The sequence below is a fragment of the Lichenifustis flavocetrariae genome (assembly GCF_026130545.1).
Lineage (GTDB): Bacteria > Pseudomonadota > Alphaproteobacteria > Rhizobiales > Beijerinckiaceae > Lichenihabitans > Lichenihabitans flavocetrariae.
In genome coordinates, this window is the sequence record NZ_JAMOIM010000009.1 from 74,146 (window position 1) to 100,438 (window position 26,293).

Consider the following 26,293-nt stretch of genomic DNA (forward strand, 5'->3'; position numbering starts at 1 on the left):
GCCGACGTGCAGCTGGAACGGTCTTTGCTGGCCTCACCGTGAGGAGGACCTCACCGTGGCTGATTTCGATCTGATCATCAAAGGCGGCACTGTCGTCACGGCCGCCGATACCGTGCGGGCCGATGTGGGCATCCGCGACGGGATCATCGGCGCGGTGGCCGACAGGCTCGAGAGCGGCGCCAAGGTCATTGATGCCTCGGGCCTGCTCGTGATGCCGGGCGGCATCGACAGCCACGTCCATCTGGCCCAGCCCTCGGGCGAATCCGTCATGGCGGACGGGTTCGAGAGCGGCACGCGTTCGGCCATCGCGGGCGGCAACACCACGGTGATCCCCTTCGCGGTGCAGCCGCGCGGCAAGAATCTTCGGGCTGTCGTGCAGGACTATCACACCAAGGCCGAGGGGCAGAGCTATTGCGATTACGGCTTCCACCTCATCATCAGCGATCCGACACCGACGCTGCTGGGCCAGGAGTTGCCCGCGCTCGTGGCCGACGGCTACACCTCGTTCAAGGTTTTCATGACCTATGCGGATATGGTGCTGGACGACCGGCAGCTGCTCGACGTCTTCGATTGCGCACGCGGCTGCGGCGCGCTCGTGATGGTTCATTGCGAAGGCTACGACGCCATCAAGTTCATGGTCGAGCGGCTGGAGCGGGCTGGCAAGACGGCACCCTATTATCATGGCGTGTCCCGGCCCGAACTGGTGGAACGCGAGGCCGCTCACCGGGCCATCAGCCATGCGGAACTCGTCGATGTGCCGCTGATGATCGTCCACGTCTCGGGCCGGCAGGCCATGGAGCAGATCCGCTGGGCGCAGCAGCGCGGCCTCAAGATCTACGGCGAGACCTGCCCGCAGTACATCGCGTTGACGGCCGACGACATGAAGGGCCTGAACATGGACGAGACGGGCGGCAAATATGTCTGCTCGCCCCCGCCGCGTGACGAGGCCTCCTGGGACGCGATCTGGGAAGGGCTGCGCGGCGGCGTGTTCCAGACCTTCTCGTCGGACCACTGCCCTTTCCGTTATGACGATCCGAAGGGCAAGCTGTCGGCCAAGGGCCGCAGCTCATTTCGCTGGGTGCCGAATGGCATTCCGGGCGTCGAGACCCGACTGCCGATCCTGTTCAGCAAGGGCGTCAGCGAGGGGCGTATCGGGCTGAACGAATTTGTGGCGCTGACCTCGACCAACCACGCCAAGATGTACGGCCTCTATCCGCGCAAGGGCTCGATCGCGCCAGGCTTCGACGCCGATCTCGTGCTGTGGGATCCGAACCGCAAGGAGACGATCCGGCAGGACATCCTCCATCACGGCGCCGACTACACACCTTATGAAGGGCTTGCCGTCAGGGGCTGGCCGGTGATGACGGTGCTGCGCGGTGATGTCGTGATGGAGGAGGGGCGCATTCTCGGTGCCCCCACCAGCGGCAAGTTTCTGCGGCGTGGGCTGTCGCCCTATGCCGTGCCAACCGGCGGTTCGGCGGCCTGACCGCGCATTTGTCCGCCGCCATGGTGCTACGGCACGTCACTTGCTGAACCAAGGCCATCTTCCGAGAAATACGGTGATGACGTCTGGATCGAGTGTATTCACTATGGCTCGAGTTGCGGGAGCCGCTAACGCCGATAATTCCTTGTATTTCCAGAAGAAGATCGAACCCTTGAGCGCAAATTCCCGGCTGCAGATGATGCACGACGTTGTTGCGGCCGATCTAAGTGACAAAGCTCTGGAGCTGAGCGATGCGCGAAGTGTTCAACTCGAACAAAGCTATGCAACGTCCATTTCGAGGCTTGCTGCTCCAATCAGCTGTGAATCGATAGCTACCAGCGCCTTCGCGTCGACGGCAGACCACCGCATCTCAGATCGGCAATGTCAGCAAGACGGTGACCGGCCAGCGGCAGCTTAAGGCGCTTACCGACCCGTCTCTCGCCAGTTCCGAACGTTAAAGGCCCGCTTGGAACTGGCCGATTTGGGGCTTCTGGTGCGTGGGATCGCTTTCTGATTGGTGGCGCAGGTTACAACTCGTCAGAAGGTTTCCTTGCCGTACATCTCCTTCGCGTTCGCCGCGTCGATCCGTTGGCTGGGCACCGTTACGTTGCGCGGCACCTCGGTGGCGCAATCGATCAGGATTTTCCTGGCGAGCTCCAACGCTTCGGCGGCCCCGGTCGGATAGGTGTAGGTCGCAGCCCATTGTCCGTCGGCGACGGAGCGTATGCCGCCCGAGGGGCCCGGGAGACCATCGGTGCCGATGATCTTCACCTGATCCTGCTTGCCAACCTGTTTGGCCGCGATATAGGCGCCGGCCGCCGCAAGATCGTTGGACGTGTAGACAACCTTGATGTCCGGATGGGCCTGCAGCATGGCCGAGAAGACCGTGACGGCTTTGTCCTCCATCCAGTCGACCGGCTGGGTGGCGACGAGGTTGATCTTGGGATTGCCCGCAATGCCCTCCTTGAACCCTTCCATCCGCTCGATGGCCGGCGAGGAAGAGGGTAGGCCTTCCAGGATCGCGACCTCGCCGCCATCGGGTAGCAACGTCTTGGCGGTCCATTCGCCGGCTTCCTTGGCGATCTTGCGGTTGTCGCCGCCCACGAAGGCCGTGTAGGCGTCACCGGTCGTCTTGCGGTCGAGTTCGATGACCGGTACGCCCTTCTTGTAGACTTGGCTGACCACCGGGGTCAGTGGGGCCGCCTCGAAGGGGGAGATCATCAGCAGGTCGACCTGCTGGGTCATGAAGTTCTCGACCTGGCTCACCTGCGTGTTCACGCTTGCCTGACCGTCTGCGATGACGATCTTGAACTTAGGGTAATTCTTCACCAGCCGTTCAAGCTCGTGGTTGACGTGCTCGCGATAGGGTTCCTTGAAATTCGCCTGGCTGAAGCCGATCACGTAGTCGTTGTTCGGCCCGCAATCCTTCGCGAGCGGCTTGCCGTCGGCCGCCCAGGCCCCCGTGGCCAATGTCGCGCCGGCCAGGATGGTGGCGGCGTGAAGCAGATAGTTCATGGTGGTTCTCCCTTGCATGTGGTGAGGGCCGGTTGCGCCCGGCTTCTCGGGGGTGTTCAGCGTGTGCCGCGGCTGACGACGAGCGTCTGCAGCGCCGCGGCGGCCACGATGATGGCGCCTGTCGCGAGCAGCTGCATGGCGGCGCTGATGTCGTTGAGCTGCAGGATGTTGGCCAGGGCCCCGAGCATCACGGCGCCCGCGATGGTCCCCACCATTGATCCGGCGCCGCCGAACAGGTCGGTACCGCCGATCACCACGGCCGCGATGGCGTTGAGCTCGTAGCCGGTGCCGTCGTTGGGACTGCCGAAGGCGAACTGCCCCGCATGGACGATGCCGGCGATGGCCGAGACGAAGCCCGTCAGCGCATAGACCGAGATCTTCACCGCGTTGACCGGAATGCCCGAAAGCCGCGCCGCCTTCTCGTTGCCGCCGACCGCGAACACGTAGCGGCCATAGCGCGTGTTGTTCAGCACGAAGGCCGAGACAGCCGCGAGCACCAGAAACACCAGCGTCGCCACGGGAAACACGCCGCCGATGCGCTCCCCCAGCACCGCGAAGGCGGGCGGCGCGCTACCGGGGCCCTGGCCGTAATTGATGTTGATGAAACTGTTGTTCGAGACGATCAGCGACAGGCCGCGCGCCGCCTGCAGCCCGGCGAGCGTCACGATAAAGGCCTGGATGCGGGCCTTGGTCGAAATAGCGCCCTGGACGGCGCCGAAAAGAACACCGACGACGATCACGAGCGGCAGTGTCGACCACAAGCCCCACCCTTCGTTGACGAGAAGCTGAGCGGTCAGCACGGAGCACAGCCCCAGCACGGCGCCGACCGAGAGATCGATGCCAGCCGCGATGATCACGAAGGTCATGCCCAGTGCCAGGATGCCGGTCTCCGAGATCGAGCGGATGATGTTGGCGATATTGTCGGTCTGCAGGAACAGGATGTGGCCGTGCCGGCGCGGCGAGAAGACGATGCCGGCGATGATGACGATCACCAGCCCGAGCAGGCTCTGGAAACGCACCAGATAGGCGAGCGGGCTCTTGCGTGGGCGCGGGGCCGTGGCAGGGGTCGAGACGGTGGTCATGCGGCCGCAACCTCCCCTTCGCTGACCCGGCGCACCTCGTCTTCCGCGGGGCCGGCCCCGAATTCATGCACCGTCCGGCCGGCCTGCATGACGACGATGCGGTCGCAGAGGCCGATCAGCTCCGGCAGTTCGGAGGAGGCGACCAGCACACCGAGGCCGCTGCCCGCGAGCGCCCGCAGGCGGCGGTAGATCTCGGCCTTGGCGCCAACGTCGACCCCGCGCGTCGGCTCGTCGAGCAGCAGCAGTCCCGGGCCGTTCATCAGCTCCTTGGCGAAGACCACCTTCTGCTGGTTGCCGCCCGACAGGTTGACCACCTTGGCGTCGGGCAGGCGCGGGCGGATGTCGTAGGTATCGAGTGCGGTCGCCACTTCCCGCCGCTCCAGCGCCCGGGACACGAGGCCGAACGGCGTCACGCGCCGCAGCGTAGACATCACGGCGTTCTGCGCCACCGTGTGATTGAGCACGAGGCCGGTGCCCCGGCGGTCGTCGGTCACATAGGCGATGCCGGCGCGTCGCGCTGCGGCGATCGTGCCGAGCGAGGCCGGCTTGCCGCGGACCTCGACCGTGCCGTGCCAACGGCCGTTCGCTCCGAAGCCGTGCAGGGCCGACAGAAGCTCGGTGCGGCCGACCCCCATCAGGCCCGTGAGGCCGACGATCTCGCCCGCGTGCACGATCAGCGAAACGTCCTGCGGCGCCTGCCAGCCAGGTCGAGGGTGGCGGGGCTCGAAACGCGCGTGGTCGAGACGCAGGATCGGCGCGCCGAGCGTGCCGGCGCGCGGCGGAAACAGGTCCGAGAACGGGCGCCCGACCAGCATGCGCACAAGTGCGGCCTGCGGCGCATCGGGACCGGCGGTGCCGACGACCAGACCATCGCGCATCACCGTCACGCGATCTCCGATCCGGCCGACTTCCTCGAGCCGATGCGAAATATAGACGATGCCCACGCCCCGCGCCGCCAGGTCCCGCACCACTGTGAAGAGGTGGTCCGCCTCGACAGCCGAGAGCGCCGCAGTCGGCTCATCCATGATGAGGATACGGGCCTGGGCCGAAAGCGCCTTGGCGATGGCGACGAGTTGCCGCTCGCCCATGCGCAGGCTCGCGACCGGCAGGCTCGCATTGAGCGCAACCCCGGCGCTCTTCAGAAGCGCCTGCGCGCGCTGCCGCATTGTCCCGTGGGCCAGCACGCCGGCGTGGGTGATTTCGCTGCCGAGGAACAGATTGGCCGCAATATCGAGGCCCGGCACGAGATCAAGTTCCTGCGGGATCATGGCAATGCCGGCCGCATGGGCATCGCGCGGACTCGCGAAACGGACTGGCCTGCCGTCCAGCGCGACCGAGCCCTCGTCCGGGCTCACCGCGCCTGAGAGCACGCCCATGAGCGTTGATTTGCCGGCGCCATTCTCGCCAAGCAGCACATGCACCTCGCCCGCCGCGAGGTCGAAGTCGACCCCCTTAAGGGCATGGACGCCGCCATAGCGCTTCTGGACGCCGTTCACCTGCAGCAGCGGCGCGGTCATTCCGTGCCCTGTCCGACCCGCCGCTTGATCACGGGGGCTCCTCCCTCTTGTCGGCGAATTCAGGACCGCCGTTTGGTAGGAACCTTATTCCTATCTTGCGCCTGAGCAAGCGGGACGCTTCAACCTTCGTCGCTGCACCGGAAACGGCCCGGTTCTGCAGTCCTGCTCCGAATGTCCGCAAAATGGCGGTCGCCAACGGCAGCTCTTGACGCTTCTCAAGCGCCTGCCGTCCCTTGGCGCGGTGGGCCTCGCCATCAGTTGGCCGACCTGCAGAGAGGGTCACGAGGCGCTCGCCGCAACGGCGCTGCCGCACTGGCGGGGGGGCCGACGTCGCTCTCTCCCAGCCCAGCATATGCTGACGCAGGCGGAACTGATCGACGCGGGACTCGCCGCCCTTTGGGCGCGCGTCATCGCCGTCGAGGCGCCCTGGGCGCTCGGGCGCCCCGACGACGCCCGCCAGCATCATCTTACGACCCTCGCCTTCGCGATCCACCCATCAGGCCACGCAAACGATACGGGATGGCGACACGGCCCTGACCAGATGTCTGCGGGGCCTCATCGCCGGTTCGGTCTGGCGGCGACGTCCCGTTCCGAATGCGCGTCGTCCCTACGAGGATCCTAGGACCGCTGCCACAGCAAGGCCATATCGCCATCAAAACGTGAGGAACATCTCCTGGATCGCGTCGCGAGCACGCGTCTGCGTCAGGGCCAGGGACAGGAGAATGCGGGCTTTGTGAGCCGGCAGATTGTCGGCGGCCACGAAGTTGGCTTCGCGAATGCGGTCGCGGGGGTCGACCCGCCCCGAATGCGCCCGCGCGGCCTGGACCACGACGACGCCGCGTTGGACGGCGCGTTTCAGGGCCTCGACCTCCTTTGGCGAGCCGAAGCCGGGGGCGAAGCCAGCCGCGACGATACCTTCGGCTCCAGCGGCCACCGACGCGTCGATCAGCGTGGCATCGGCGCCGACATAGGAGGTCACGACATCCACGCGCGGAAGCGCCTCGCTTTGACGAACGTCGAACGGCGTATCGGTCATGAAGCGCCGGGTGGGTGACCGGTAGAACGAGACACGGTCGGCATCGGCATAGCCCAAGGCCCCCAACCCGGGCGATTGGAAGGACTGCAGTCGGTAGGTATCGGTCTTGCTGACCTCGCGGGCGGCCTGGATCTCGTCGTTCATCACCACCAGAACGCCCTTTTTGCGGGCCTCGGGGCTTGCGGCCACGCGGACCGCGTTGATGAGGTTCAGTTGCGCGTCCGACGAGATGGCGCTGAAGGGGCGCTGCGACCCGACGAGCACGACGGGCAGATCCACCCTGAGGGTCAGATTGAGGAAATAGGCGGTCTCCTCCAGGCTCGCCGTGCCATGCGTCAGCACGAGGCCGGTGAGATCGGGCGTGGCTTCGACAACCTCGTGGATCTTCCGGTTGATGGCGAGCCAGTCGTCCGGCGTGATGTCGATGGCCGGCATCGCGCGGAACGGGATCGACACGATGTCGGCGAAGTCCGTGAGGTCGGGCACGCGTTGTGAGATCTCGTCGGCGCCCATGATGACGCGGGTATCCCCATAATTGGCGAGGTCGAGCGGGCCCTTGCCGATCGAGGAGATCGTGCCGCCCAACCCGAGCAGACCGATTTTAGGCTTGGACCCCATAACGAACACCATTCTTCAGGACTGAGACCGGGACACCATCAGCACGCGCCGCCCGAGCACGAGGCCGGCCAGCGTGACCGCGATGAGCACCCCCGACATGGCGGCGACGCGGACATCGAGCGATTCCTCGATGAGGGCGAACATGCGCAGCGGCAGCACCGTGGTCTTCGGGTCGGCGAGGAAGAGCGAGACCGAGACGTTGTCGAGCGACTCGATGAACACCAGGAAGCCGCCCGCCATGATGCCGGGGACGAGGAGGGGCAGGATCACGCGGCGGAGCGTCGTGAAGGCGCTGGCGCCCATCGTGGCCGAGGCTTCGGCGAGCGAGGGGTCGAGGTTTTGCGCGATGGCGGCCGTGGCGCGGTACATGAGCGGGCCGAACACGACGATGTGGCCGATCACGGTCAGCCAGAACGAGGGCCGGAGGCCGATCGCATTGGCGACCACGAGCGCCGCGAGGCCGTAGACGAGGCTCGGCAACACGAGAGGCGCGAGCAGCATCGGCTCGACCACGAGGGCGCGCCGGCGGCGCAGCCGCGTGATGCCGATGGCGGCCGGTGCCGCGATCAGGAACGAGCCGAACACGGCCAGGACCGCGATCTCCAGCGAGTTCAACGCGGCGGTCTGCTCGGTGGCCGAGCGCACCGGATCGAGCAGAGCCGCATACCAGCGCAGCGACAGGCCCTGGGGCGGAAACCGCAGCGTCTGCCCGGCCGTCAGCGACATGATGAGCGCGATGGCGATCGGGGCGACGAGGAACGCCATCGCGAGCCAGCCGAAGCCGTGCACCACGAGATTGTAGAGCGCCACGGGCAGGGTTTGTCGGATGCGCTTAAACATAGCGGGCGAACCGGGGATGCCGGGCCAGCGAAGCCAAGGCGAGGAGTGTTCCGCCGGTCAGGACCAGCAGGATCACGGCGATCGCGGAGGCGAGCGGCCAATCGAACAGGATGCCGACCTCGCGATAGATCAGCTGCGGTACGTAGACGTTGCGGGCACCGCCGATCACAGCCTGCGTGACGAAGGACGCGCTGGTGCTCGCGAAGACGAGGATCCAGCCGGCCAGCAGGCCGGGGACCATCAGGGGCAGCAGGATCGTCACGAAGATGCGCCAGGGCCCGGCGCCAGCGGTCGCGGCGGCGTCCGACAGGTCGCGCCGGGTGCCGGACAGCACGGCCACGAGCGGCAGGATGATCAGCGGAAGATCGATCTGCGTCATGGTGAGCACCAACCCGAACTCGGTGAACAGCAGGCTGAAGGGGGCGCCCGTGGCCCCCAGCGCCATCAGGGTCTGGCTGATCGGCCCCTGCCGGCCGAGGATCACGATCCAGGCGAAGGTGCGCACCACGTTGCTGGTCAGCATCGGCACCAGCGAGAGGAACACCAGGACCTGCCGGGTCTTCGGCCCGCTGTGCCAGTAGAGCAGCGCCACGGGCAGCCCGAGCAGTGTCGTGCCCGCCACCGTCTCGAGGCCGAGCCGCGCCGTGGCGGTCAGGACCTTGACGTTGAACGGGTCCTCGAAGAAGGCGGCGTAGTTCTGCAGCGAGACCGCGCCGTCCCGGGTGAAGCTGAAGAGGATCAGCAGTACGAGCGGCAGCACGAAGAACAGTCCCGACAGGACCAGCATCGGGAGCAGGTAGGGAATGCCGCTCGATCGCATCGTCGCGCTGCCTACTTCGCCACGATGGCGTCGAAGGACTTCGTCCAGGCGCCCCGGTTCTTGTTGATCGACACCCAATCCGGATAGACGAGCGTCTTGACCTGCGCCTTGGTGATATAAGCCGCGATGCTGGGCGTGAGATCGACGCCCATATTGGTCGGGAACATCTCGGTCGGAGGTTGCTGCAAGGCCTCCTGTGCCGGCTTCGAGATGGCGGCGTTCATATAGGCATAGACGCCATCCGGGTCGGCGGCGCCTTTGGTGAGGTGCAGATACACGGGTGCCGCGGGCGATCCCGTCTCCGGGTGCACGAACTCAGCCTTCAGGCCGAGCGACTTCAGGTGCGCCACATTGTTGGTCGAGCACATGAACACGGCGATATCGCCCTGCTGGTACATCGACATCTGGTGGTTGGTGCTGTCGACGACCGCGGACAGGCTCTCCGGGTGGTCCTTGAATAGCTTGAAGACGGCGTCCATGTCGTCCGGCCCTGTGCCGAAGATCTTGGCGATCTGGGTGTAGGCCATCACGGCCGTATTCGACTCGAAGCCGGTCCAGGAGACCTTGCCCGCATAGGCCGGGTTGGTGAAGAGGTCCTTGTAGCCCTTCGGCGCCGGCACGAGGTCGGGATTGTAGGCGATGCCATTGACCTCGACCGTCACGGTCGGGCCCCATTCCGTCTGAAACGACGGGTCGAGCTGGCTCCAGTTGGGAATCTTGCTGGGATCGATCTTCTGGATCAGGTCGTTCTCGGTCGCGACCGCGGTCTGGCCGGGCGACATCAGGAGCGAATCGTAGGCCGGGTGGCTGCGGCTCGCCATCACCTTGGCGAGCTGATCCTGCGCCATGGAAGGCGCGACGGTGAGGTCGAAGCCCGCCGCCTTGACCATCGGGGTCAGTACCGTGCGGTAGGCGTCTTCCCACGCGCCCGGAAAGGTGGCGGCGACGACGCCGGGATTGGCCGCGAAGGCCGCCCGACGCAGCAAGCCGGCGGTAGCTAGGCCTCCGGCGAGGGCGCCGAAATGGCGGCGGGTGAGCATCGGTCCGGTCATGACGAGGGTCCTTCTAAGGAAGCGTGAAGATCGCCGCCGATCGCATCGGGCGGAAACACGTGGCAGCGCGCGGGATCGATCGCGACGAAGATGCGATCGCCGAGAAGGAGGGTGTCGGGCGCTTGCGCGCGGAGCTGCGCGCAGCGGATGCCTGTGCCGTCGGTGAGTTCGAGATCGTGGATGACGTGCGGGCCGAGCGGGATCGAGACGATCAAGCGCGCCGCGAGCCGGCCGGGTCCGGCGTCGGGGAACAGGCTCACCTCTTCCGGCCGGCAGGTGACGACGACGGAGGCGCCGGACACGAAGCGCGTGGGCCGGAGCAGGTCCAGGAGCTCACCCGTGGTCAGCCGGACCGGCATCCTTTCGGGGCCGGCACCCTCGACTCGGCCGGTGAGCATGCTGGTCTGGCCGATGAAGCGGTTGACGAAGAGCGTTCGGGGCTGGTCATAGATGCGGCTCGGCGTGTCGATCTGTTCGATGCGGCCACGATTCATCAGCACCAGCCGGCTCGCGAGGCTCTGGGCCTCCTCCTGGTCGTGCGTGACGAGCAGCGTCGTGATGCCGAGCGCCTTCTGCAGCCGCAGCATCTCGACCTGCAGGTCGAAGCGCAGGGCGCGATCCAGCGCCCCGAATGGCTCGTCGAGAAGCAGGAGCGAGGGGCGCCCCGCAAGAGCGCGGGCCACGGCCACGCGCTGCTGCTGGCCGCCGGACAATTGATGCGGCAGACGCCGACCGAAGCTGTCGAGCTGGATAAGCCGCAGCATCTCGTCGACCCGCGCCCGCCGCTCCTGTTTCGGAACGCCCTGGCAGGCGAGGGGATAAGAGACATTCTCGGCCACGGTCATGTGGGGGAACAGGGCGTAATTCTGGAACACCATGCCGATGCCGCGTGACCGCGCCGGCACTTGCAGAAGATCCGTGTCGCCGAGCGCGATCGTGCCCTTCGCCGGGCGGATCAGCCCGGCGATCGCCCGCAGCACCGTCGACTTGCCGCAGCCGCTGGGGCCGAGCAGGGCAGCGACTTCTCCGGCCGGAATGTCGAAGGTCACCCCGTCGACCGCGAAACCCGATCCGTAGGAGTGGCTGAGCCCAGCGACCGTCAGCGCACCGGTGCGCTGGGCCAGCTCGCTCGAAAGCGACCTCGCGGCGGTGTTCTGGTCGAGAGCGGGCAGAGCACGCTGCATCACGAGGCCTCGCTTGCCAGCAGACGGGCAAGACGTCCGGTCAGGCCAGTCATCGGCTTGACCGCGGGTCGCGCGTAGCTACCGACCTTCGGACGGCCGGCCTTCAGGTGGATCAGGGCCAGGGCCTGGACGGCCGCCGCCTCGACGCTGCCGACGATTGGGATCGGGGATCGTTCGCCGACCCTTGCCGCCAAACCCGCGAAGGCGGCGCCACCCAGGATGGCCACCTCGGCCCCGCGCCCCCGCACCGCCTTCTCGACCCCTTCGAGCAGCAACGGCACCGGGTCAGGTGCCTGCAAGGCCGCGGTGTCGACGATCTCGACACCGCAGAAGCGGGAAGCGAGACCTGTCGCCTGCACGGCTTCCTCGATGACAGGCACGACGCGCGGACCGACGGTGACGACGCAGAAGCGGGCGCCAAGCTGGACGGCGGTGAGGAACGAGGCCTCGCCGATCCCGACCACCGGAATGTCGAGAACCTCGCGCAGCGCGTGGAGACCGGGGTCGCTGAAGCAGGCCACGATGATCGCGTCATGCTCGCCCGGATGGTCGACGGCGGCGCTCAACGTCGCCATGGCCGAGATCGTGAGGTCCGCACGACCACCGATGCCGCGCGGCCCGAAGCCCGCGGTGATCCCTTCGACGTGGCAACCTGGCAGCACGTCGCCAATGGCACGGGTCACCCGGCCGGTGACCCGTTCGTCGGTATTCGAGTTGACGGCGAGAATGCGGAACGGCCGGTCGGTCATGGCAGGATCTCCAGCATCGCGTCGATCTCGACGGGCGCGCCTCCGGGCAATCCCGTGACCGCGATGGCCGTACGGGCATGGGCGCCGCAATCCTGTCCGTAGAGTCCGATCAGCAGTTCCGAGGCCGCGTTGATGACAAGCGGCGCATCCGCGAAGCCGGGGACAGCCGCGACGAAGCCGCCGAGGCGAAGCAAGCAAGCGACCCGGTCGAGCTGGCCGTCGCAGGCAGCCCGCACATGGAACAGCAGATTGAGCAGGCAGGTCTCGGCGTGGCCGCGCGCCTCCTCGACCGACATGTCGGATCCCACTGTCCCAGGCCGGATAATCGTCCCGTCTCGTTCGTTCACCTGGCCCGACAGGATCAGCAGCGCTCCGGATCGCCGCCAGGGACGGAACAACGCGCGCGGATGCGCCGTGTCGGGGAGAGCCTTGCCGAGGTCGTGCAGGCGCATCGCAATGGCGTCGGGTGTGAGGCTCATGAGCGTGGGCGGATCCAGATGGCGACTAAGATCGCCGAATTGATTTGGTTCGCACCGATATGATAATCTATTTTCGAAAGTGTATAAGCACAAATTTCCAACAACTTGTGCTAAAAGACTAGGCAGCCCTGATGGAGGTCAAGCGTTGAAGCGAGCGTCGAAACAACCGGTTGCGGAACCGACCCCGTTGTCACGCGAGGTGCCGGACGGCGCGGCGGACGACGTCGTCGATCGGATTTGCGCCACGCTGGCGGATGCCATTGCCGAGGGCGCGCTGAAGCCGGGCGTCAAGATCATGGAGGATGCGCTTGGCGATCATTTCGGGGTCAGCCGTACCGTGGTGCGTGGCGCGCTCGGCATGCTGCAGCGCGAGCATCTGCTCGAACGAAAAAAGAACCGCGGCACCTTCGTGGCCGAACCGACCGTCGAGGACGCCAAGAACCTTTTCGAGGCGCGGAGAGCCCTCGAGAATGTCGTTCTCGGTCACGTCTTCGAACGCGCAACCGCGGCGGACTTCAATCGGCTCGACGAGATCGTCGCCGGGGAGCAACGTATCCATGATGCGATGGACGAAGCGGCCAAGAACAAGCTGTCAGGCCAGTTCCATCTCGAATTGGCACGGATCGGCGGAAACGGCGTTTTGACCGAGTTGCTGGCCAAGGTCGTGGCACGCATCTCGCTGGTCATGGCGCTCTACAAGATGGAGGCTCATGACGACTGCGGTACGGACTATCACCACGCGATCATTGTAGACCTTCGCCGCCGCGACCTTGCGGCTGCTCGGGCACGGATGAGCGAGCATCTCGCCGACATTGAGGGCCGGGTCATGCTGACGCCCGCGCAAGGCGACCGCCACACCTTCGTGTCGATCCTCAAGGCATTTACACCGGCCTGATGCTGCCTCGGCACGCCCAAGGCTGAAAGGATGCCGAGATGGCTCATAGGGCCTTGATGTGGCTTCCTATACGGCAAGGCGGGACGCTCGATTGTACAGCAGTTGATGCCGCTGATCGGATTTCCACCGCACAGGTGGATACGATCGACAAGGTGCGCGCTGGATCGAGCAAAAAGTCACAAGTACATGATCGGCCACCTCGTTGAGTTGAACCGCGCCGTCAAGAGCGGCTCCCGCGACACCGCGAAGCCCTCGATAGTGTCGCCCGGTCCCTAGATTGGGCGGCTATCCCTGCTACGTTCGCTCGCCCTTATGATGTTCTCGAAAGCCGCCACTCTCCTTGCGGCAAAAAACGTTATCCCTTATCGAAACCCCTCAGTCTGTCTTACGAGCGCTGAGGGCGGATATATGACGCTGACCGCATTGGGCGCCCAGCCGGTCTTGAGGCTACCTCTGCGCGGCCGAGGCAGCCCTGCGCTCAGCGCGCGACGTCGATCAGGATCTTGATCTCTTCGCCGCTGGGGTCGAGCAGTGCATCGAAGCCGCCGACCGCCTCGCCGAGACCGATGGTCTTGGTGACGATCCGTTTGGCGGGCAATTGCCCGCTGGCGATGAGGCGGATCACGCGCGGCCAGAACTGCGTCGGGTAGGCCCAGGAGCCACGGACGTCGATGTCCTTGAAGGTGACCTGGAACCAATCGAGTGGATTGGGATGCGGGTGCAGCCCGGTCTGCACAACCACGCCCTGCTTGCGCACGGCGTCGGCGCAGGCCTTCAGCGCATGTTCGTTGCCGACACATTCGATGGCGACATCGCAGCCGACGCGTCCCTCCGTCTCGGCACGGACCCGTTCGCCGACGTCGTCCTGCTTGGGGTTGATCGGGATCACATCCGGCAGCATGCGGCGCGCGAAGGCGAGCCGGGCCGTGTTGGGATCGGAGATGAAGATCTGGCTCGCCCCCGCGGCCCGCGCCGCGAGGCAGGTGAGGAGACCGATGGGTCCCGCGCCCGTGACCAGCACGCTGCTCCCCGCTCGCACGCCGCCCCGATCGCAGGCGTAGACCGCGACCGCAGCCGGCTCGACCAGCGCCGCTTCTTCGTCGGACAGCGCGTCGGGGATGCGTTGGACGTTGTAGTCATGCAGCAGTGAAGCCTCCTCCATGCCGCCCCAGCCCCAACTCAGGCCCGCAAGCGCGAGATTCTCGCTGAGATGAAACAGGCCGCGGTCGGCGTAATAGTCGCCGCTGCGCGGCATGATCAACGGTTGGACCGAGACCCGGTCGCCGGGACGCACGTTGGTCACCCCATCGCCAACCGCCTCGATCACACCGCCATATTCGTGCCCGAGCACCTGCGGTCTTACGGCCTTGGTGAAAGGGTGAGGCTCCTTGGGAATGAAAATGGGCCCATAGGCATATTCGTGCAGGTCGGTGCCGCAGATGCCGACGAAGCGGTTGCGGACACGCACCTGGCCGGGTGGCGGGCGATCGGGTGGCACCTCGACGCTATCGAGGCGCAGGTCCTTGGCCGCGTGGAAGCGGAGCGCTTTCATCATGTCCTCCCTTGATTGCGCCTTGTCTGGCGCGTTGTCTCTGACGTCGTCCCGGTCGCGTCAGTCGAACACCATCCCGCCGTCCACCAGCAAGGTCTGGCCGGTCATGAAGGCCGACTCGGGCGAGGCCAGGAAGCGGGCGACACCGACCAGGTCCTCGGCCTTGGAGGGGCGGCCCAGCACGGCACCGCTCGCGAAGGTGGTAAAGGCTTCGTTCTCGGTCTTGGAAAGGCCGTTGTCCTGAAAGCCCTTGTCGATGAGCCGCCACATGGCGGTGTCGACCACGCCGGGGCAGATGGCGTTGACGCGGATGTTGTCCTTGCCGAAGGCGCGAGCGGCGGCCTGGGTGAGCGCCACCACGGCGAATTTGGAGGCGCAGTAATGCGCGAGCGGTTCATAGCCCTGCTTGCCGGCGATGGAGGCCGTGTTGACGATCGAGCCGCCCGTGCCCTGCAGGCGCATCTGTCGGATCGCCTCCTGCATGCCGATCAGTACGCCGAGGGCGTTCACGTCCATGACGGTGCGGAAATCCTCCTCCGTGATGTCGAGGAAGTTGCGCACCTGGGCGATGCCGGCATTGTTGAACATGACGTCAAGGCCGCCGAGGCGCGCCACGCAGGCCGCGACCGCATCGCGAACCGAGGTGCGATCCCGCACGTCGATCCGGAGCGGAAAGGCCGCCCCGCCGATCGCGCCAGCCGTGGCTTCCGCCAGGCCGCCGTCGATATCGGCCACCGCCACCTTGGCGCCCGCCTCGGCCAGGCCCCGCGCCATGGCGGCGCCGATGCCCCGGCCGCCGCCGGTGATGAGAACGCGCGCGCCGTCGAGTTGCAGTTCCATGTTTACCTCCCTGAATGGTTGTGCGCCGACGCGCCATCGAGGGCGCGGCGGTCAAGGGCGTGCCGGTAGCCGGTCTCAGCCTTTGTGGTGCGTTTCGGCGAGGCCGTAGACGGGCGTCGGAATGCCCTCCAGGCGCGCCTTGATCTGCAGCGCGAGATAGAGGGAATAGTGCCGCGACTGGTGCAGGTTGCCACCGTGGAACCACAGCCCCTCCTGCCGGGTCGGCTTCCACATGTTGCGCAGCTCGCCCTCCCAAGGGCCGGGGTCCTTGGTCGTGTCGGAACCGAGGCCCCAGCACTTGCCGACCGCATCGGCGACCTGCTGGCTGATGAGCTTCGCGGCCCAACCGTTCATGGAGCCGTAGCCTGTGGCGTAGACGATGACGTCGGCCGGCAGTTCGGTGCCGTCTGCGAGCCGCACGCCCGTCTCGGTGACGCGCTCCACCTGTCCGTGCTTCAACTTGATCTTGCCGTCGGCGATCAGCTCGGACGCGCCGACGTCGATATAGTAACCCGAGCCGCGACGCAGGTACTTCATGAAGAGGCCGGACTCGTCATCGCCGAAATCGAGCTTGAAGCCGGCCTTCTCCAGGCGCGCGTAGAAGTCGGCGTCGCGTTTCTTCATCTCGGCGTACACCGGCACGTGGAATTCGTGCATGATGCGGTAAGGCACGGAAGCGAAGATGAGGTCGGCCTTGTCGGTGGTGATGCCCTTGGCGACGGCCTCCTCCGAGTAGAGGCCGCCGAGCGCCAGCTCCATCAGCGATTCCGAGCGGGCGATGTGGGTCGAGGTGCGCTGCACCATGGTGACATCTGCGCCGTTCTCATAGAAATCGGCGCAGATGTCGTGGGCCGAGTTGTTGGAGCCGATGACCACCGCCGTCTTGCCCTTGAAGCGCTCGCCGCCGGGGTGCTGGCTCGAATGGTGGCTCTCGCCCTTGAAATCGGCCATGCCGGGGTAGTTCGGCAGGTTGGGAACGCCCGACATGCCGGTGGCGAGTACGAGCTGCTTTGGATGCAACGTCACCGTCTCGCCGTCATGGTTGACCTCGACGGTCCATTCCTTCTTGTCGGCGTCGTAGCGCGCGGAACGGCACTCGGTCTTGGCCCAGTAGTTGAGCTCCATGACCTTGCAATACATTTCCAGCCAATCGCCGATCTTGTCCTTGGCCGCGAAAACGGGCCAGTGGTCGGGGAAGGGTAGATAAGGCAGATGGTCGTACCAGACCGGGTCGTGCAGGTGCAGCGACTTGTAGCGGCTGCGCCATTGGTCGCCGGGGCGCGCGTGCTTGTCGACGATGAGGGTCGGGACACCGAGGCGTTTCAGGCGCGCGCCGAGCGCGAGACCGCCCTGGCCGCCACCGACGATGAGGCAATAGGGCTGGCGCGAGCGGCCGAAGGCGGCCTCCTCGTCCTGCCGCTGCTCCAGCCAGGAGCGACGGCTCGGCGCGGCGCCATGCTGCACGCCCTTCTCGCGCCGGGGACCGCGCGGCTCCTCGAAACCCTTCAGCTCACGCGCGGTGGTGAGCAGCGTCCACGCCTCCTCGCCCTTGAGCCTGAGGTAACCCAAGCCGCTAGCATGCTCGGTCTCGAATGTGATCCAGGCTTCGGTGACGCCGTCGGCCTCCGTCGCCGCCTCATCCAGCGCGAAGTTGCGCGGCCGAACGGCGCCGAGCTGCGCCTCCAACATCCCGGATATGGCGTCGCGGCCTTCCAGCGTCGTGATGTTCCAGGTCAACGCGATCAAGTCGCGCCAGAAGCATGTGGCGGCGAAACAGGAAGCGGCGCCGGCGGTATCCTGTTTCGACAGAGCTTTTTCGAAACGGTCGAGCCAGGCGAGCACGCGTTCATCGGCGGCGGACAGGCGCTGAGGCGCGAGGGCTACGGCATTCATTGATGGTCCTCCCGGTTTATGGTTGCGGGAGGCATCGCAAGCATGGTGCCAACGTCGGGCGCCGCCTTCGCGACGTCGGAGTCCAGGCAGATCCCAGGGGTCGGTCGGGCGTGCGGTCGCCGAGCAGTCGATTTCCGCGCCTCAGCTGTGGCGCACGACCTGCGGCGACGCCTCAGGTGTGCTACGGATTGGATCCGGTCTTGTGAGGCCCCACGATGCCGAAACGGTGCATGCGGCGATGGATGGTTGTGCGATCCACATGCAAGACGCGGGCGGCCTCGGAAACGTTCCACCCGGACCGTTGCAGCACACAGGCGAGATGGTCCGCCTCAGTCCCGCGCGGGGCCGCTTCATCTTGGCGCGGCACGACGGGCGTGGCCGCTGCCGAGAGGTGCGCCGGAAGGTCCTCGAACCCGATCTCCTCCCCGTCGGCCATGGCAGCCGCATAGGCCAGCGCCTGAGCGAGCTCCCGCACATTGCCGGGCCATGAATGGGTCTGTAGGCGCTCCCGTGCCGGCGCCGAAAGGCGAAGCGCCCGTTTCTGCTGGCGCAGCAGCCGATCGATCAGGGGAATAAGGTCGTCGCGGTCGCGCAGGGGCGGCAGCGTGAACACGCCACCTGCGAGGCGATACCAGAGGTCCTCTCGAAAGCGACCCTCTCGCACCAGCGCCGGCAGGTCGCGATTCGTGGCAGCCAGGACCTGCAGATCGACCGCGCGGGGTTGTCCGCCGCCGATCGCAGTGACCTCACGCTCGCTGAGCAAGCGGAGGAGCCGGGTCTGCACCGCGAGCGGCATGTCGCCGATCTCGTCGAGGAATAGCGTGCCCCCGTCGGCCCGCTGCACCAGGCCCGGCCTCCCGCGCGGCGCGGCACCCGTGAAGGCGCCCGGCTCCGTGCCAAACAGTTCGGCCTCGATCAGCGTCTCGGGCAAGGCCGCGCAATTCACGGCCACGAAGGGCTTCGCGGCACGCGCCGAGCGGGCATGCAGCAGCTTCGCCATGTACTCCTTGCCGGTTCCCGTCTCGCCTTGCAGCAGAACGCCGATCCCGGCCTTGAGCAGGCGGCCGGCTTTGGTGGCAATCATCGCCAGCGCCGGATTGAGGTCCGGTTCGGCTGGCGACGTGGGCGTCCCGGCGCTCTTCCCTTCGCGCCGGCTGCGCGGCTCAGCGGGTCGCAAGGCCAGGGCGGAGAACGTCCCCCCACCCCGCAACCGGAGCGTGCGGCGGTCGGAAGGGGTCGCGCGCGTAAGGCTCGGCAGATCATCGAGCCGGGCGTCGAATATGTCCTCGAAGCGTGCTCCGAGAAGAGCGGCGGGATCGCCGCGCCCGGTGCTGGACTGTTCCAACGCCCTCCGGGCCCGGCTGTTGAATCCGGTGATGAGGCCGCTCGCATCGACGGCCAGCGCCAGCTCCGGTTCGATCTCGGCGAATTCGCGTGAACGCGACAGGTGTACGATCCAGTCGCCACGAAACCGGTTGTGCAGGCTCGCGGTCTCGATCCGGTGCGCGAAGGATTGCACGAGCTGCAGGGCGAGATGCTGGCTCGTCTTCGGGGTTGGTGACTGCAGGGCCGAGATGTCGAGCACGGCCGCGAGCGTGCCGTCGCTGGCGAAGATCGGCGCCGCCGTGCAGGTGAGCGCGATGTGATCGCCCGCGAAATGGTCGTCGAGGTGAACAGTGAGCGGTTCTCCGGTGGCGATGCAGGTGCCCACCGCGCAGGTGCCGGCGAGGCGCTCGTTCCAATCGGAGCCGCGGTAGAGTCCGCTGCGGCGCAGGGCATCGTCCTGGCTCGGATCGCCGATGAAATCGACAGCGACGCCCGCAGCATCGCTGAGGATCAGCACATAGCCAAGGCCGGAGACCTGTTTGTAGAGCGATTCGACGCCGAAACGCGCGACCCGGATCAGATCGTCCATAGCCTCGCGATGCTCGCGCAGCCGCTGGTGGGTGTGGATATAGGCGCGCCGCGGCGCGCCCGGATCAAGTCGATACTCGTCCATGCAGCGTCGCCACGACTGGCCGATCACGGGGTCCCGCCCCCAGACCTCGCCGTGCGCGGCCCTGATCAGCTCGTCCACATGGGTGCTCCCATTGGGCCGCATCGCCATCCTCCCCGTTTGTTTTTACGAGAGTGTGCACCGGGACGGCGCTGCTGGAAAGCGATGGTTAAGGTCGTTCGAGTGGGCACGGCGGCAGGCTGCATACAAGCGATGCAACACCGGCGCGAATGCCGAGCGTGTTTAGGTCCGCCCTTTCTGGCCGCGCTTCCGAAACCGTCCATCGGCTATCGGCCAGGCTCGCCCGTTCGCGGCCAGTCAGCTTCAGCTGAGGCAGATCTCTTCAAAGTTTGGTTGGGTCGACATCTACTGGGATCGCATCGGTATGGCGAGCGACCGATGCTCTAGCGGAGTGAGGCCGGCCAAGACCCGTGGAGACCAGCATGCACGTTGCCGACGACAACACTATAGACCCTGGCTGCTGTCCGGACAGACCTCGCCGCCATCTTTGTTTCGCTGGAGTTTTCTCATTTAAAGTGGCTTATTACGTTGCAGTCGCTCGGCGAGGGAGAGAAGATGTCGAAATTGCTGTCCAGGGCGGCGACCTTTCGGCATTTCTGGGACGCTTCGCAGATCTCCAGCGCAAGGCGGCTGTTCGTACGGGCCAAAGCTTCCGGATAATCTTGGTTCAGGAGGCGGGTCTGGATGGTTTCTGGATCCACCGGGTTCTCGAACAGGAAGGGACCGAGAGCTATGTCGTCCATCCTGCCTCCATCGCGACGTCACGCCGGCGGCGGTGCGCAACGACCGACAGGATCGACGGCGAAACGCTGGTTCGCCCTTTGCTGGTGCCGCGGACGCTGTCACAAGGCCGCAGCGTGCCGACGCTTAACCGACAGACGTCGGACCAGACCTACTTCACTCGATTGCCGCAAACCGTAGCTGCTTGAACCCAGCGGAACTCCACTTATCAATGCCCAGCAAGGTGCTCAGAAAAACAAATTCGTCTTATTTGGATCCAATATGAATTTTTATGGACACTAAATAAGTTTTTTGAAGGACAACTGACTTACTTGGTAAAACTTATTTTCAAAAATCAATCCCACTTATATGAAAAAACGCTGTCCTCGACCGATACTCTGACCCGACCGGGCACTTCATTCTGAAGTGCCCGGTCCAAAAACCCGCGCGATAAGTCGGGCAGCAGGGTATTGGTGATGATGTTATCGATCATGCGGCCGCCGGAGTCGGGATCGTTGCACAGCGAGACGATGTGGTCGACCACGGCTTGCCCGTAGCTGAAGGCGGTGTTCTGGTTATCAGCGATACGCTGGCCGATGCGATCAAGCTGCAGGCGTACGATGCCGCCGAGCATGTCGGGCGAGAGTGGAAAATAGGGGATCACAACGAGCCGGCCGATCAGGGCAGGGGGGAACACTGAGAGGAGATCGGGCCGCAAGGCCGTCGCCAGCTCTGTGGCATCGATGGCGCCGCCCTTCTGTTGCGCCGCCATTATGCGGTCGGTGCCGACGTTCGAGGTGAGGATGATCAGCGTATTCTTGAAGTCGATCCTCCGTCCCGTGCCATCCTCCATCTGGCCCTTGTCGAAGACCTGGAAGAAGATCTCGTGCACGTCCGGATGGGCTTTCTCGACCTCGTCGAGCAGGATCACGCTATAGGGTTTGCGGCGCACAGCCTCGGTCAGGCGTCCGCCTTCGCCGTAGCCGATGTAGCCGGGCGGCGCGCCTTTCAGCGTCGAGACGCTGTGGGCCTCTTGGAACTCCGACATATTGATGGTGATCATGTTCTGCTCGCCGCCGTAGAGGGCTTCGGCGAGCGCCAGGGCGGTTTCGGTCTTGCCGACGCCCGAAGGGCCGCAGAGCATGAAGACGCCGATCGGCTTGTTCGGGTTGTCGAGCCTCGCGCGGTTCGTTTCGATCCGCTTGGCGATCATTGCGAGGCCGTGGCTTTGGCCCACGACGCGCCGATTGAGAATGTCGGCCAGATTGAGAACCGTCTCAATCTCGTCCTTCATCATCCGGCCGACCGGAATGCCGGTCCAGTCTGAGACGACGGCGGCGATCGACTGCTCGTCGACATGAGGGTAGATCATGCGGCTTTCCGGATCGATCGCGGAGAGATCGGCCGCCTTGCCTTTGAGAGCCGCACGGGTCTCGATTTGATCGACATCGGGCTTCTTCAAATCGGCCCGTAGCGCGTGGATCTCGCCAACCAGCGTCTGCTCGCTTGCCCATTCGGATTGGAGGGCCGCGAGATCCTCGCGCAAATCGGCGAGTTGCGCCTCGATCTCGTCGAGGCGCTTCGTGGCGTCCGTGCCGAGTTCCTCATCGGCCACGAGGGCGGCCTTCTCTGTCTCTAACGCCGAGATGCCGACCTTAAGGTCGGCCAGCGCGGCCGGGGTCGTGGTCTGGCTTATGGCGACACGGGCGCAGGCGGTGTCGAGCAGGCTCACGGCCTTGTCGGGCAATTGCCGGGCCGGGATGTAGCGCTGCGACAGATGCACGGCCGCGACGACGGCGGCATCCGCAATCCGTACTCCATGGTGCTTTTCCATGGGCGCAAGCAGGCCGCGCAGCATGTCGCAGCAGCGCGCGGCATCCGGCTCGTCAATGCCGATTGGCTGGAAGCGCCGGGTCAGCGCCGGATCCTTCTCGATATGCTGGCGATATTCCGACCAGGTGGTGGCCGCAATGGTGCGGAGCGTGCCGCGCGCCAGCGCGGGCTTCAAGAGGTTAGCGGCGTCGCCCGTCCCGGCCTGGCCACCGGCGCCGATCAACGTATGAGCCTCGTCGATGAAAAGGATGATCGGGGTCGGAGAATTCTGCACCTCGTCGATGACCGATCGCAGTCGCTGCTCGAACTCGCCCTTCATTGAGGCGCCGGCCTGCATCAGCCCGATGTCGAGCGCCCTCAGGGTCACGCCCCGCAGGGGCGGCGGCACATCGCCCGCGGCGATGCGCTGGGCAAATCCTTCGACAACAGCCGTCTTGCCGACGCCGGCCTCGCCCGTGAGGATGGGGTTGTTCTGCCGACGTCGCATCAGCACGTCGATCACCTGCCGGATTTCCTCGTCGCGACCCCGGATCGGGTCCATCGAGCCAGTGGCGGCCTTGGCGGTGAGATCCTGCGAATAGCGATCGAGCGCGGTATTGCCCTGTGTTCCCGCAGCCGCGGCCGCACCTGGCGTGTCGGCCCCGCGTAGTCCGGAGCCATCGATCGGCCGGAGATCCTCTTCGATCGAGACCCGCAGAATGCGGCCGAATTCATTGGTCAACGTATCGAGGCCGATCTTGCCCCATTCCTTCGAGATCGACAGCAGCGCGGGCCGCAGATCCTCCGTCATCAGCACGCCGACGAGAACATGCCCGGTGCGGATCTGCGTTTCGCCGAACAGCAAGGTCGCGAAATGCCAGCCGCGATCAAGGGCATAGAGCAGCGGCTTGCCCACGCCGGCCAGTTGCGTCTGGTTGCGATCGAGACCCTCGATAGCGCGTGCCGTATCGGCCGACAGACGCGCCCGATCGAGCTTGAAGTGATCGACCGCGAGGTCGAGGTCGGTCCCCTGTTGGAGCAAGACCTGGTGCAGCCAATGAACGAGTTCGACATGGCTGTTGCGGGCGGCCTTGGCCTGCCGCAGCGCCTGGAAGAAGGCGTCGTGGCCGATGCGATTGAGTTTTCCCGTAACAGTTTCAAGACTGATCTCAGCCATGGTCGCGCCTCCTCAACAGTCAGGACTGATGTGTCCGCTGCCGTTTCTCACGGAGGCGGCTTGCGGGGTGAAATCGGGCGTCGCAGCGGTAGGCGTCGGTGCTGGCCCAATTGGGTGACAGCCACGTGGTCCAGCCGATCTGGCCAAAGCTGCCGAGCCGCATCGGCGCAACCTCCGCGGTCGGTAGGGCGAGTTCGACCTCCCAGTCGAGCGCCTCGCCGACATAGTAGAAGACGAGGTCGGCGAGCGGTTCGCAGCGATCGCCCGTCGGCAGGAAGCGCATGTACTGCGCCAAGTCGCGGACATAGATGCGGAGACGGAATTTATCCTCGACGCTGAAGCAGCTGCCGCCCAAGATCATATCGTCGCCAAGGCGGGAGTTGCAGTCGCCGAGCTTGGTCTGTTCACCAACCTCCAGGGCCAAGCGCGACCCGACGAACTCATCGATTTCGACCTGCACCCCGAACAGGCCACGCACCATATGCCGAAGCCGTGAGGCGCTCTTGGTCTGGCATGCGGCAAGACCCGCGAAGTTGAGCTTGCCTGCATCCGGGACCGTGTCGAGATCCTGCAGCGTCTCCGTCCCGATACCCACCATCGCGCCGATATATGTTTTGAAGCGATCACGGTCGGGCTGGTCGTGCTGGGAGATCGGCCGCGCGTCCGCCCAGGCCCTGAAGAAGAGCTGGAGGAAGCGATTGTTCAAGAGGTCGGCGAAGCGGGGAAAGGCATCGTCGTGCAGGGATTCCTGCCAGCCGAGCGCTTCTTCGGTGGTGGCCAGGGGCAGGGCCCCTTGCGGTCCCAGGAGCCCGAGGAATTTCGTCAGCACCTGCAGGCGTCCGTCCTTCAGAACCTCGACCTTGCTGAGATTCGAAGCTGGGAACGCCATGTAGGGGTCCTGGCCCAACCGCACCGTCTCATCGGCTACGGCCGCGCTGTCGCCGATCCTCGGCTTTTCGGGGTGACTGCGCTCGATGAGCCGCATGGTGCCCAGAAAATCGAAGCGCCAGGGCTCCTCCGTCATGTCGTCGAGCCGGCTCATAGCGCGCCCCGTGCCCCAAGCCGGGGCGGCCAGCGGATGATTTCGCCCCATTCAACGGTCCGTATCACCGTCTGTGTGAAAGAGTTGATCGCGGCATATTCGGCGAAGAACCGGTCGAGCACCGCGCCGAGCAGGAACACGCCGCTGCCCTCGAAGGCCCGGTCATCGAACGTGATCGTCACCTCAATGCCACGCGCCGCCCCCACCCCGCCGGCGCGGCGAATGCGGCGCACAATGGGTTGGCTATCGACCGAGCGAATCCCACGGATGCGCTTTTCCATGATGCTGTCGCCCATGTCGGCGAACATCGACAGGATGTCGCGAAGCGCATTTCCGTTGCGCCCGCCGCCGCGTTCCACAAGGCCCAGATGGTTCAACGCCAGCATGTTGATGAGGCGCCACGTTACGACACCCGTGTGCGCGGTCTCGCCACGGCTGCGCAATTGCGCCAGCACCGGCTCTCGCGGGGCGGTCGGCCCCTCGACACAGAGGATCTTCATCTCCGTATCGTCGCAGAACTGGAAGTCGCCCCGATTGTCTCCGATCGGCAGACGTTCCGTGAGGTGGCGGTTGGAACAGAGCGCTCGGACACTCACTTCCGTCGCCCGATCCTCGTCCTCGATGCCGACAGGTTCGATCAATGACAGAAAGACATCCGTGCCCAGGTAATCCGACACCGAGCCATACTTCTTTTCCTCGATGGTCCGGCGGCGGGGGAGACGGCGCACGGTGTAGAAGAGGTTTTGCGAATATGAGGTGCCATCGATCGCCGTCGAATAGAGTGGCGGGATCCGTTGCTTGTTCTGTGCGCCCGGATAATGAGCATGCACGTCGATGATCTGGTGCGGCTCGAAATCCAGGGACCGGCTGCGGTCCGGCACGATGTGGTATTCGTGCTGGTTGGGTTTGATGGGGATCCGGTCCATTTCCATGGTGAAGAGGTTGATGGCCGGCGCGGCGTAGAAGGCGAATTTTTCGGAGCGCACCGCGGCCGAGAGCTTCGCCTGGACCGTATCGAAGCAGAAGATGAGGTCGAAGGATTTCACCCGCAGGTGGCGCAGAACCTTATCGAGCCGAAGCAGCTTGAAACCGAGGAACTTGCGCGGAAACATGAAATATTCCCGCAGATGATCAAACCCGCGGAAGATGCGATCGTCGTTCGGCATCAACGCGTCGTCTTCGTCGAACCCGACCTGGACAATTGAACCGGCCGGCAGGCGCGGGACCGGCAGGACGGGATTGCCGAATGTGTCGAGCGAGCGCACGTAAACGCCGGTGCAGCTGCCGATGAAGGATTGATAGAGCGTGACCGCATCTGCCTCGTCGCCCAAAAGGTACACGGGCAAATCCGTGATCCGGCATCCGGCGACAAGCTTGTCAGGCTGTTTGAGAGCCGCGGCCTCGTCGACCTCATCCTCGAGAGTTGCGGCCGACCGGCAGGTGATCCGCATGCGCAGGCCTGCCTTGACGTCGGGCCCGACGTCGAGTCCCAAGGCCTGCAGCGGTGCGGGGCTCGAAAAATATTCTGCATGCGTCAGGTCGAAGGGCCAAAGGGTCACGTTTGACGTGAGGCGGTAGCGGCAAGCGACGCGACGGTCGCGCTCGCGGTAATTGGCGTCAAGATAGGCGCCGCGTTTGATCGTCCATCCGTCCCTGAGGGCAGCATCGCCGTAGGGCGGGACGATCCGGGCCATCATCACCGAGGGTGTGGGGGCGAGGTAGTTCGGGACCAGCTGCTGCAGGAGATTGTTCGAGAACTCCGGAAATTCGTGCTTGATCTTGAGTTGCACGCGGGCCGCGAGATAGGCGGAGCCTTCGAGCAGGCCGAGTATCATATTGTCGGGCCGGTCCTCAATCAGGCCGCCCAACCGGGACGCGATGCCGGGAAATTCGTCGGCGAACTCTTTAGCCTGCTCCTTAAGCAGTCCGAGTTCCTGGTTGAAGAGATCAAGGAATTCACGGTTCATCAG

At 65.3% G+C, this 26,293-nt stretch carries 20 protein-coding genes and 1 pseudogene; 4 read left to right on the forward strand and 17 right to left on the reverse strand.

Translation table 11 applies throughout. From position 1 onward, the window contains the following. Nucleotides 1-55 precede the first annotated feature (55 nt). Nucleotides 56-1,486 carry a dihydropyrimidinase gene (gene hydA / locus M8523_RS14840; protein ID WP_282585664.1) on the forward strand — a complete coding sequence of 477 codons (1,431 nt, stop codon included), beginning with the start codon at nucleotides 56-58 and terminating at the stop codon, nucleotides 1,484-1,486. 534 nt (nucleotides 1,487-2,020) lie between these two features. Here the strand turns inward: hydA and M8523_RS14845 are convergent. From M8523_RS14845 to M8523_RS14855, 3 genes are read right to left on the reverse strand one after another with little or no spacing between them, the layout of a single operon-like run. Then, nucleotides 2,021-2,998, reverse strand: coding sequence for a substrate-binding domain-containing protein (locus M8523_RS14845; RefSeq protein WP_282585665.1), 978 nt, complete (start codon nucleotides 2,996-2,998; stop codon nucleotides 2,021-2,023). A 56-nt stretch (nucleotides 2,999-3,054) separates the two neighbouring features. Continuing rightward, on the reverse strand, nucleotides 3,055-4,080 hold the full coding sequence (locus M8523_RS14850; RefSeq protein WP_282585666.1) for an ABC transporter permease: 1,026 nt from the start codon (nucleotides 4,078-4,080) through the stop codon (nucleotides 3,055-3,057). Further along, nucleotides 4,077-5,597, reverse strand: coding sequence for a sugar ABC transporter ATP-binding protein (locus tag M8523_RS14855; protein ID WP_282585667.1), 1,521 nt, complete (start codon nucleotides 5,595-5,597; stop codon nucleotides 4,077-4,079). Before M8523_RS14855 ends, M8523_RS14850 begins: the two co-directional genes overlap by 4 nt. Nucleotides 5,598-5,802: 205 nt before the next feature. On the opposite strand from M8523_RS14855, the gene M8523_RS14860 reads away from it, so the two are divergent. After that, a complete protein-coding gene (locus M8523_RS14860; protein ID WP_282585668.1) occupies nucleotides 5,803-6,219 on the forward strand; it encodes a hypothetical protein in 417 nt (138 codons plus the stop codon). Nucleotides 6,220-6,249: 30 nt separating this feature from the next. Here the strand turns inward: M8523_RS14860 and M8523_RS14865 are convergent, their stop codons facing one another. From M8523_RS14865 to M8523_RS14895, 7 genes are read right to left on the reverse strand one after another with little or no spacing between them, the layout of a single operon-like run. Continuing rightward, entirely contained in the window at nucleotides 6,250-7,251 is a 1,002-nt protein-coding gene (locus tag M8523_RS14865) for an asparaginase (protein ID WP_282585669.1), read from the reverse strand. Nucleotides 7,252-7,266: 15 nt separating this feature from the next. Continuing rightward, on the reverse strand, nucleotides 7,267-8,091 hold the full coding sequence (locus tag M8523_RS14870; RefSeq protein WP_282585670.1) for an ABC transporter permease: 825 nt from the start codon (nucleotides 8,089-8,091) through the stop codon (nucleotides 7,267-7,269). Further along, nucleotides 8,084-8,911: an ABC transporter permease gene (locus tag M8523_RS14875; protein ID WP_282585671.1), complete on the reverse strand. Its 828-nt coding sequence runs from the start codon at nucleotides 8,909-8,911 to the stop codon at nucleotides 8,084-8,086. The genes M8523_RS14870 and M8523_RS14875 overlap by 8 nt, the downstream gene beginning before the upstream one ends. Before the next feature lie 11 nt (nucleotides 8,912-8,922). Beyond that, the gene (locus M8523_RS14880) at nucleotides 8,923-9,963 is read right to left on the reverse strand and encodes an ABC transporter substrate-binding protein (protein ID WP_282585672.1); all 1,041 of its coding nucleotides are present in this window, start codon (nucleotides 9,961-9,963) and stop codon (nucleotides 8,923-8,925) included. Further along, nucleotides 9,960-11,147 carry an ABC transporter ATP-binding protein gene (locus tag M8523_RS14885; protein ID WP_282585673.1) on the reverse strand — a complete coding sequence of 396 codons (1,188 nt, stop codon included), beginning with the start codon at nucleotides 11,145-11,147 and terminating at the stop codon, nucleotides 9,960-9,962. Before M8523_RS14885 ends, M8523_RS14880 begins: the two co-directional genes overlap by 4 nt. After that, nucleotides 11,147-11,896: an aspartate/glutamate racemase family protein gene (locus tag M8523_RS14890; RefSeq protein WP_282585674.1), complete on the reverse strand. Its 750-nt coding sequence runs from the start codon at nucleotides 11,894-11,896 to the stop codon at nucleotides 11,147-11,149. Before M8523_RS14890 ends, M8523_RS14885 begins: the two co-directional genes overlap by 1 nt. Continuing rightward, on the reverse strand, nucleotides 11,893-12,375 hold the full coding sequence (locus M8523_RS14895; protein ID WP_282585675.1) for a RidA family protein: 483 nt from the start codon (nucleotides 12,373-12,375) through the stop codon (nucleotides 11,893-11,895). Before M8523_RS14895 ends, M8523_RS14890 begins: the two co-directional genes overlap by 4 nt. Nucleotides 12,376-12,520: 145 nt before the next feature. Between M8523_RS14895 and M8523_RS14900 the strand changes: the two genes are divergently transcribed. Further along, nucleotides 12,521-13,270: a GntR family transcriptional regulator gene (locus M8523_RS14900; protein WP_282585676.1), complete on the forward strand. Its 750-nt coding sequence runs from the start codon at nucleotides 12,521-12,523 to the stop codon at nucleotides 13,268-13,270. A 478-nt stretch (nucleotides 13,271-13,748) separates the two neighbouring features. Here the strand turns inward: M8523_RS14900 and M8523_RS14905 are convergent, their stop codons facing one another. From M8523_RS14905 to M8523_RS14920, 4 genes are all read right to left on the reverse strand, one after another. Next, nucleotides 13,749-14,822, reverse strand: coding sequence for a 2,3-butanediol dehydrogenase (locus tag M8523_RS14905; protein ID WP_282585814.1), 1,074 nt, complete (start codon nucleotides 14,820-14,822; stop codon nucleotides 13,749-13,751). Nucleotides 14,823-14,882: 60 nt separating this feature from the next. Then, nucleotides 14,883-15,662 (reverse strand): glucose 1-dehydrogenase, encoded by a 780-nt coding sequence (locus M8523_RS14910; protein ID WP_282585677.1) that lies wholly within the window; start codon nucleotides 15,660-15,662, stop codon nucleotides 14,883-14,885. Nucleotides 15,663-15,737: 75 nt separating this feature from the next. After that, on the reverse strand, nucleotides 15,738-17,555 hold the full coding sequence (locus tag M8523_RS14915) for an NAD(P)/FAD-dependent oxidoreductase (RefSeq protein ID WP_282585678.1): 1,818 nt from the start codon (nucleotides 17,553-17,555) through the stop codon (nucleotides 15,738-15,740). Nucleotides 17,556-17,736: 181 nt separating this feature from the next. Next, a complete protein-coding gene (locus tag M8523_RS14920; RefSeq protein WP_282585679.1) occupies nucleotides 17,737-19,656 on the reverse strand; it encodes a sigma-54-dependent Fis family transcriptional regulator in 1,920 nt (639 codons plus the stop codon). Between the two features lie 369 nt (nucleotides 19,657-20,025). Between M8523_RS14920 and M8523_RS14925 the strand changes: the two are divergent. Continuing rightward, nucleotides 20,026-20,399, forward strand: a pseudogene (locus tag M8523_RS14925) (IS110 family transposase); the annotation flags it as partial. Between the two features lie 248 nt (nucleotides 20,400-20,647). Here the strand turns inward: M8523_RS14925 and tssH are convergent. The 3 genes from tssH to tssF are packed head-to-tail and all read right to left on the reverse strand — an operon-like array spanning nucleotide 20,648 to nucleotide 26,290. Further along, nucleotides 20,648-23,281: a type VI secretion system ATPase TssH gene (tssH, locus tag M8523_RS14930; protein ID WP_282585680.1), complete on the reverse strand. Its 2,634-nt coding sequence runs from the start codon at nucleotides 23,279-23,281 to the stop codon at nucleotides 20,648-20,650. A 19-nt stretch (nucleotides 23,282-23,300) separates the two neighbouring features. Further along, the gene (gene tssG, locus M8523_RS14935) at nucleotides 23,301-24,374 is read right to left on the reverse strand and encodes a type VI secretion system baseplate subunit TssG (protein ID WP_282585681.1); all 1,074 of its coding nucleotides are present in this window, start codon (nucleotides 24,372-24,374) and stop codon (nucleotides 23,301-23,303) included. Then, on the reverse strand, nucleotides 24,320-26,290 hold the full coding sequence (tssF, locus tag M8523_RS14940; RefSeq protein ID WP_282585682.1) for a type VI secretion system baseplate subunit TssF: 1,971 nt from the start codon (nucleotides 26,288-26,290) through the stop codon (nucleotides 24,320-24,322). Before tssF ends, tssG begins: the two co-directional genes overlap by 55 nt. Nucleotides 26,291-26,293: the final 3 nt, after the last annotated feature.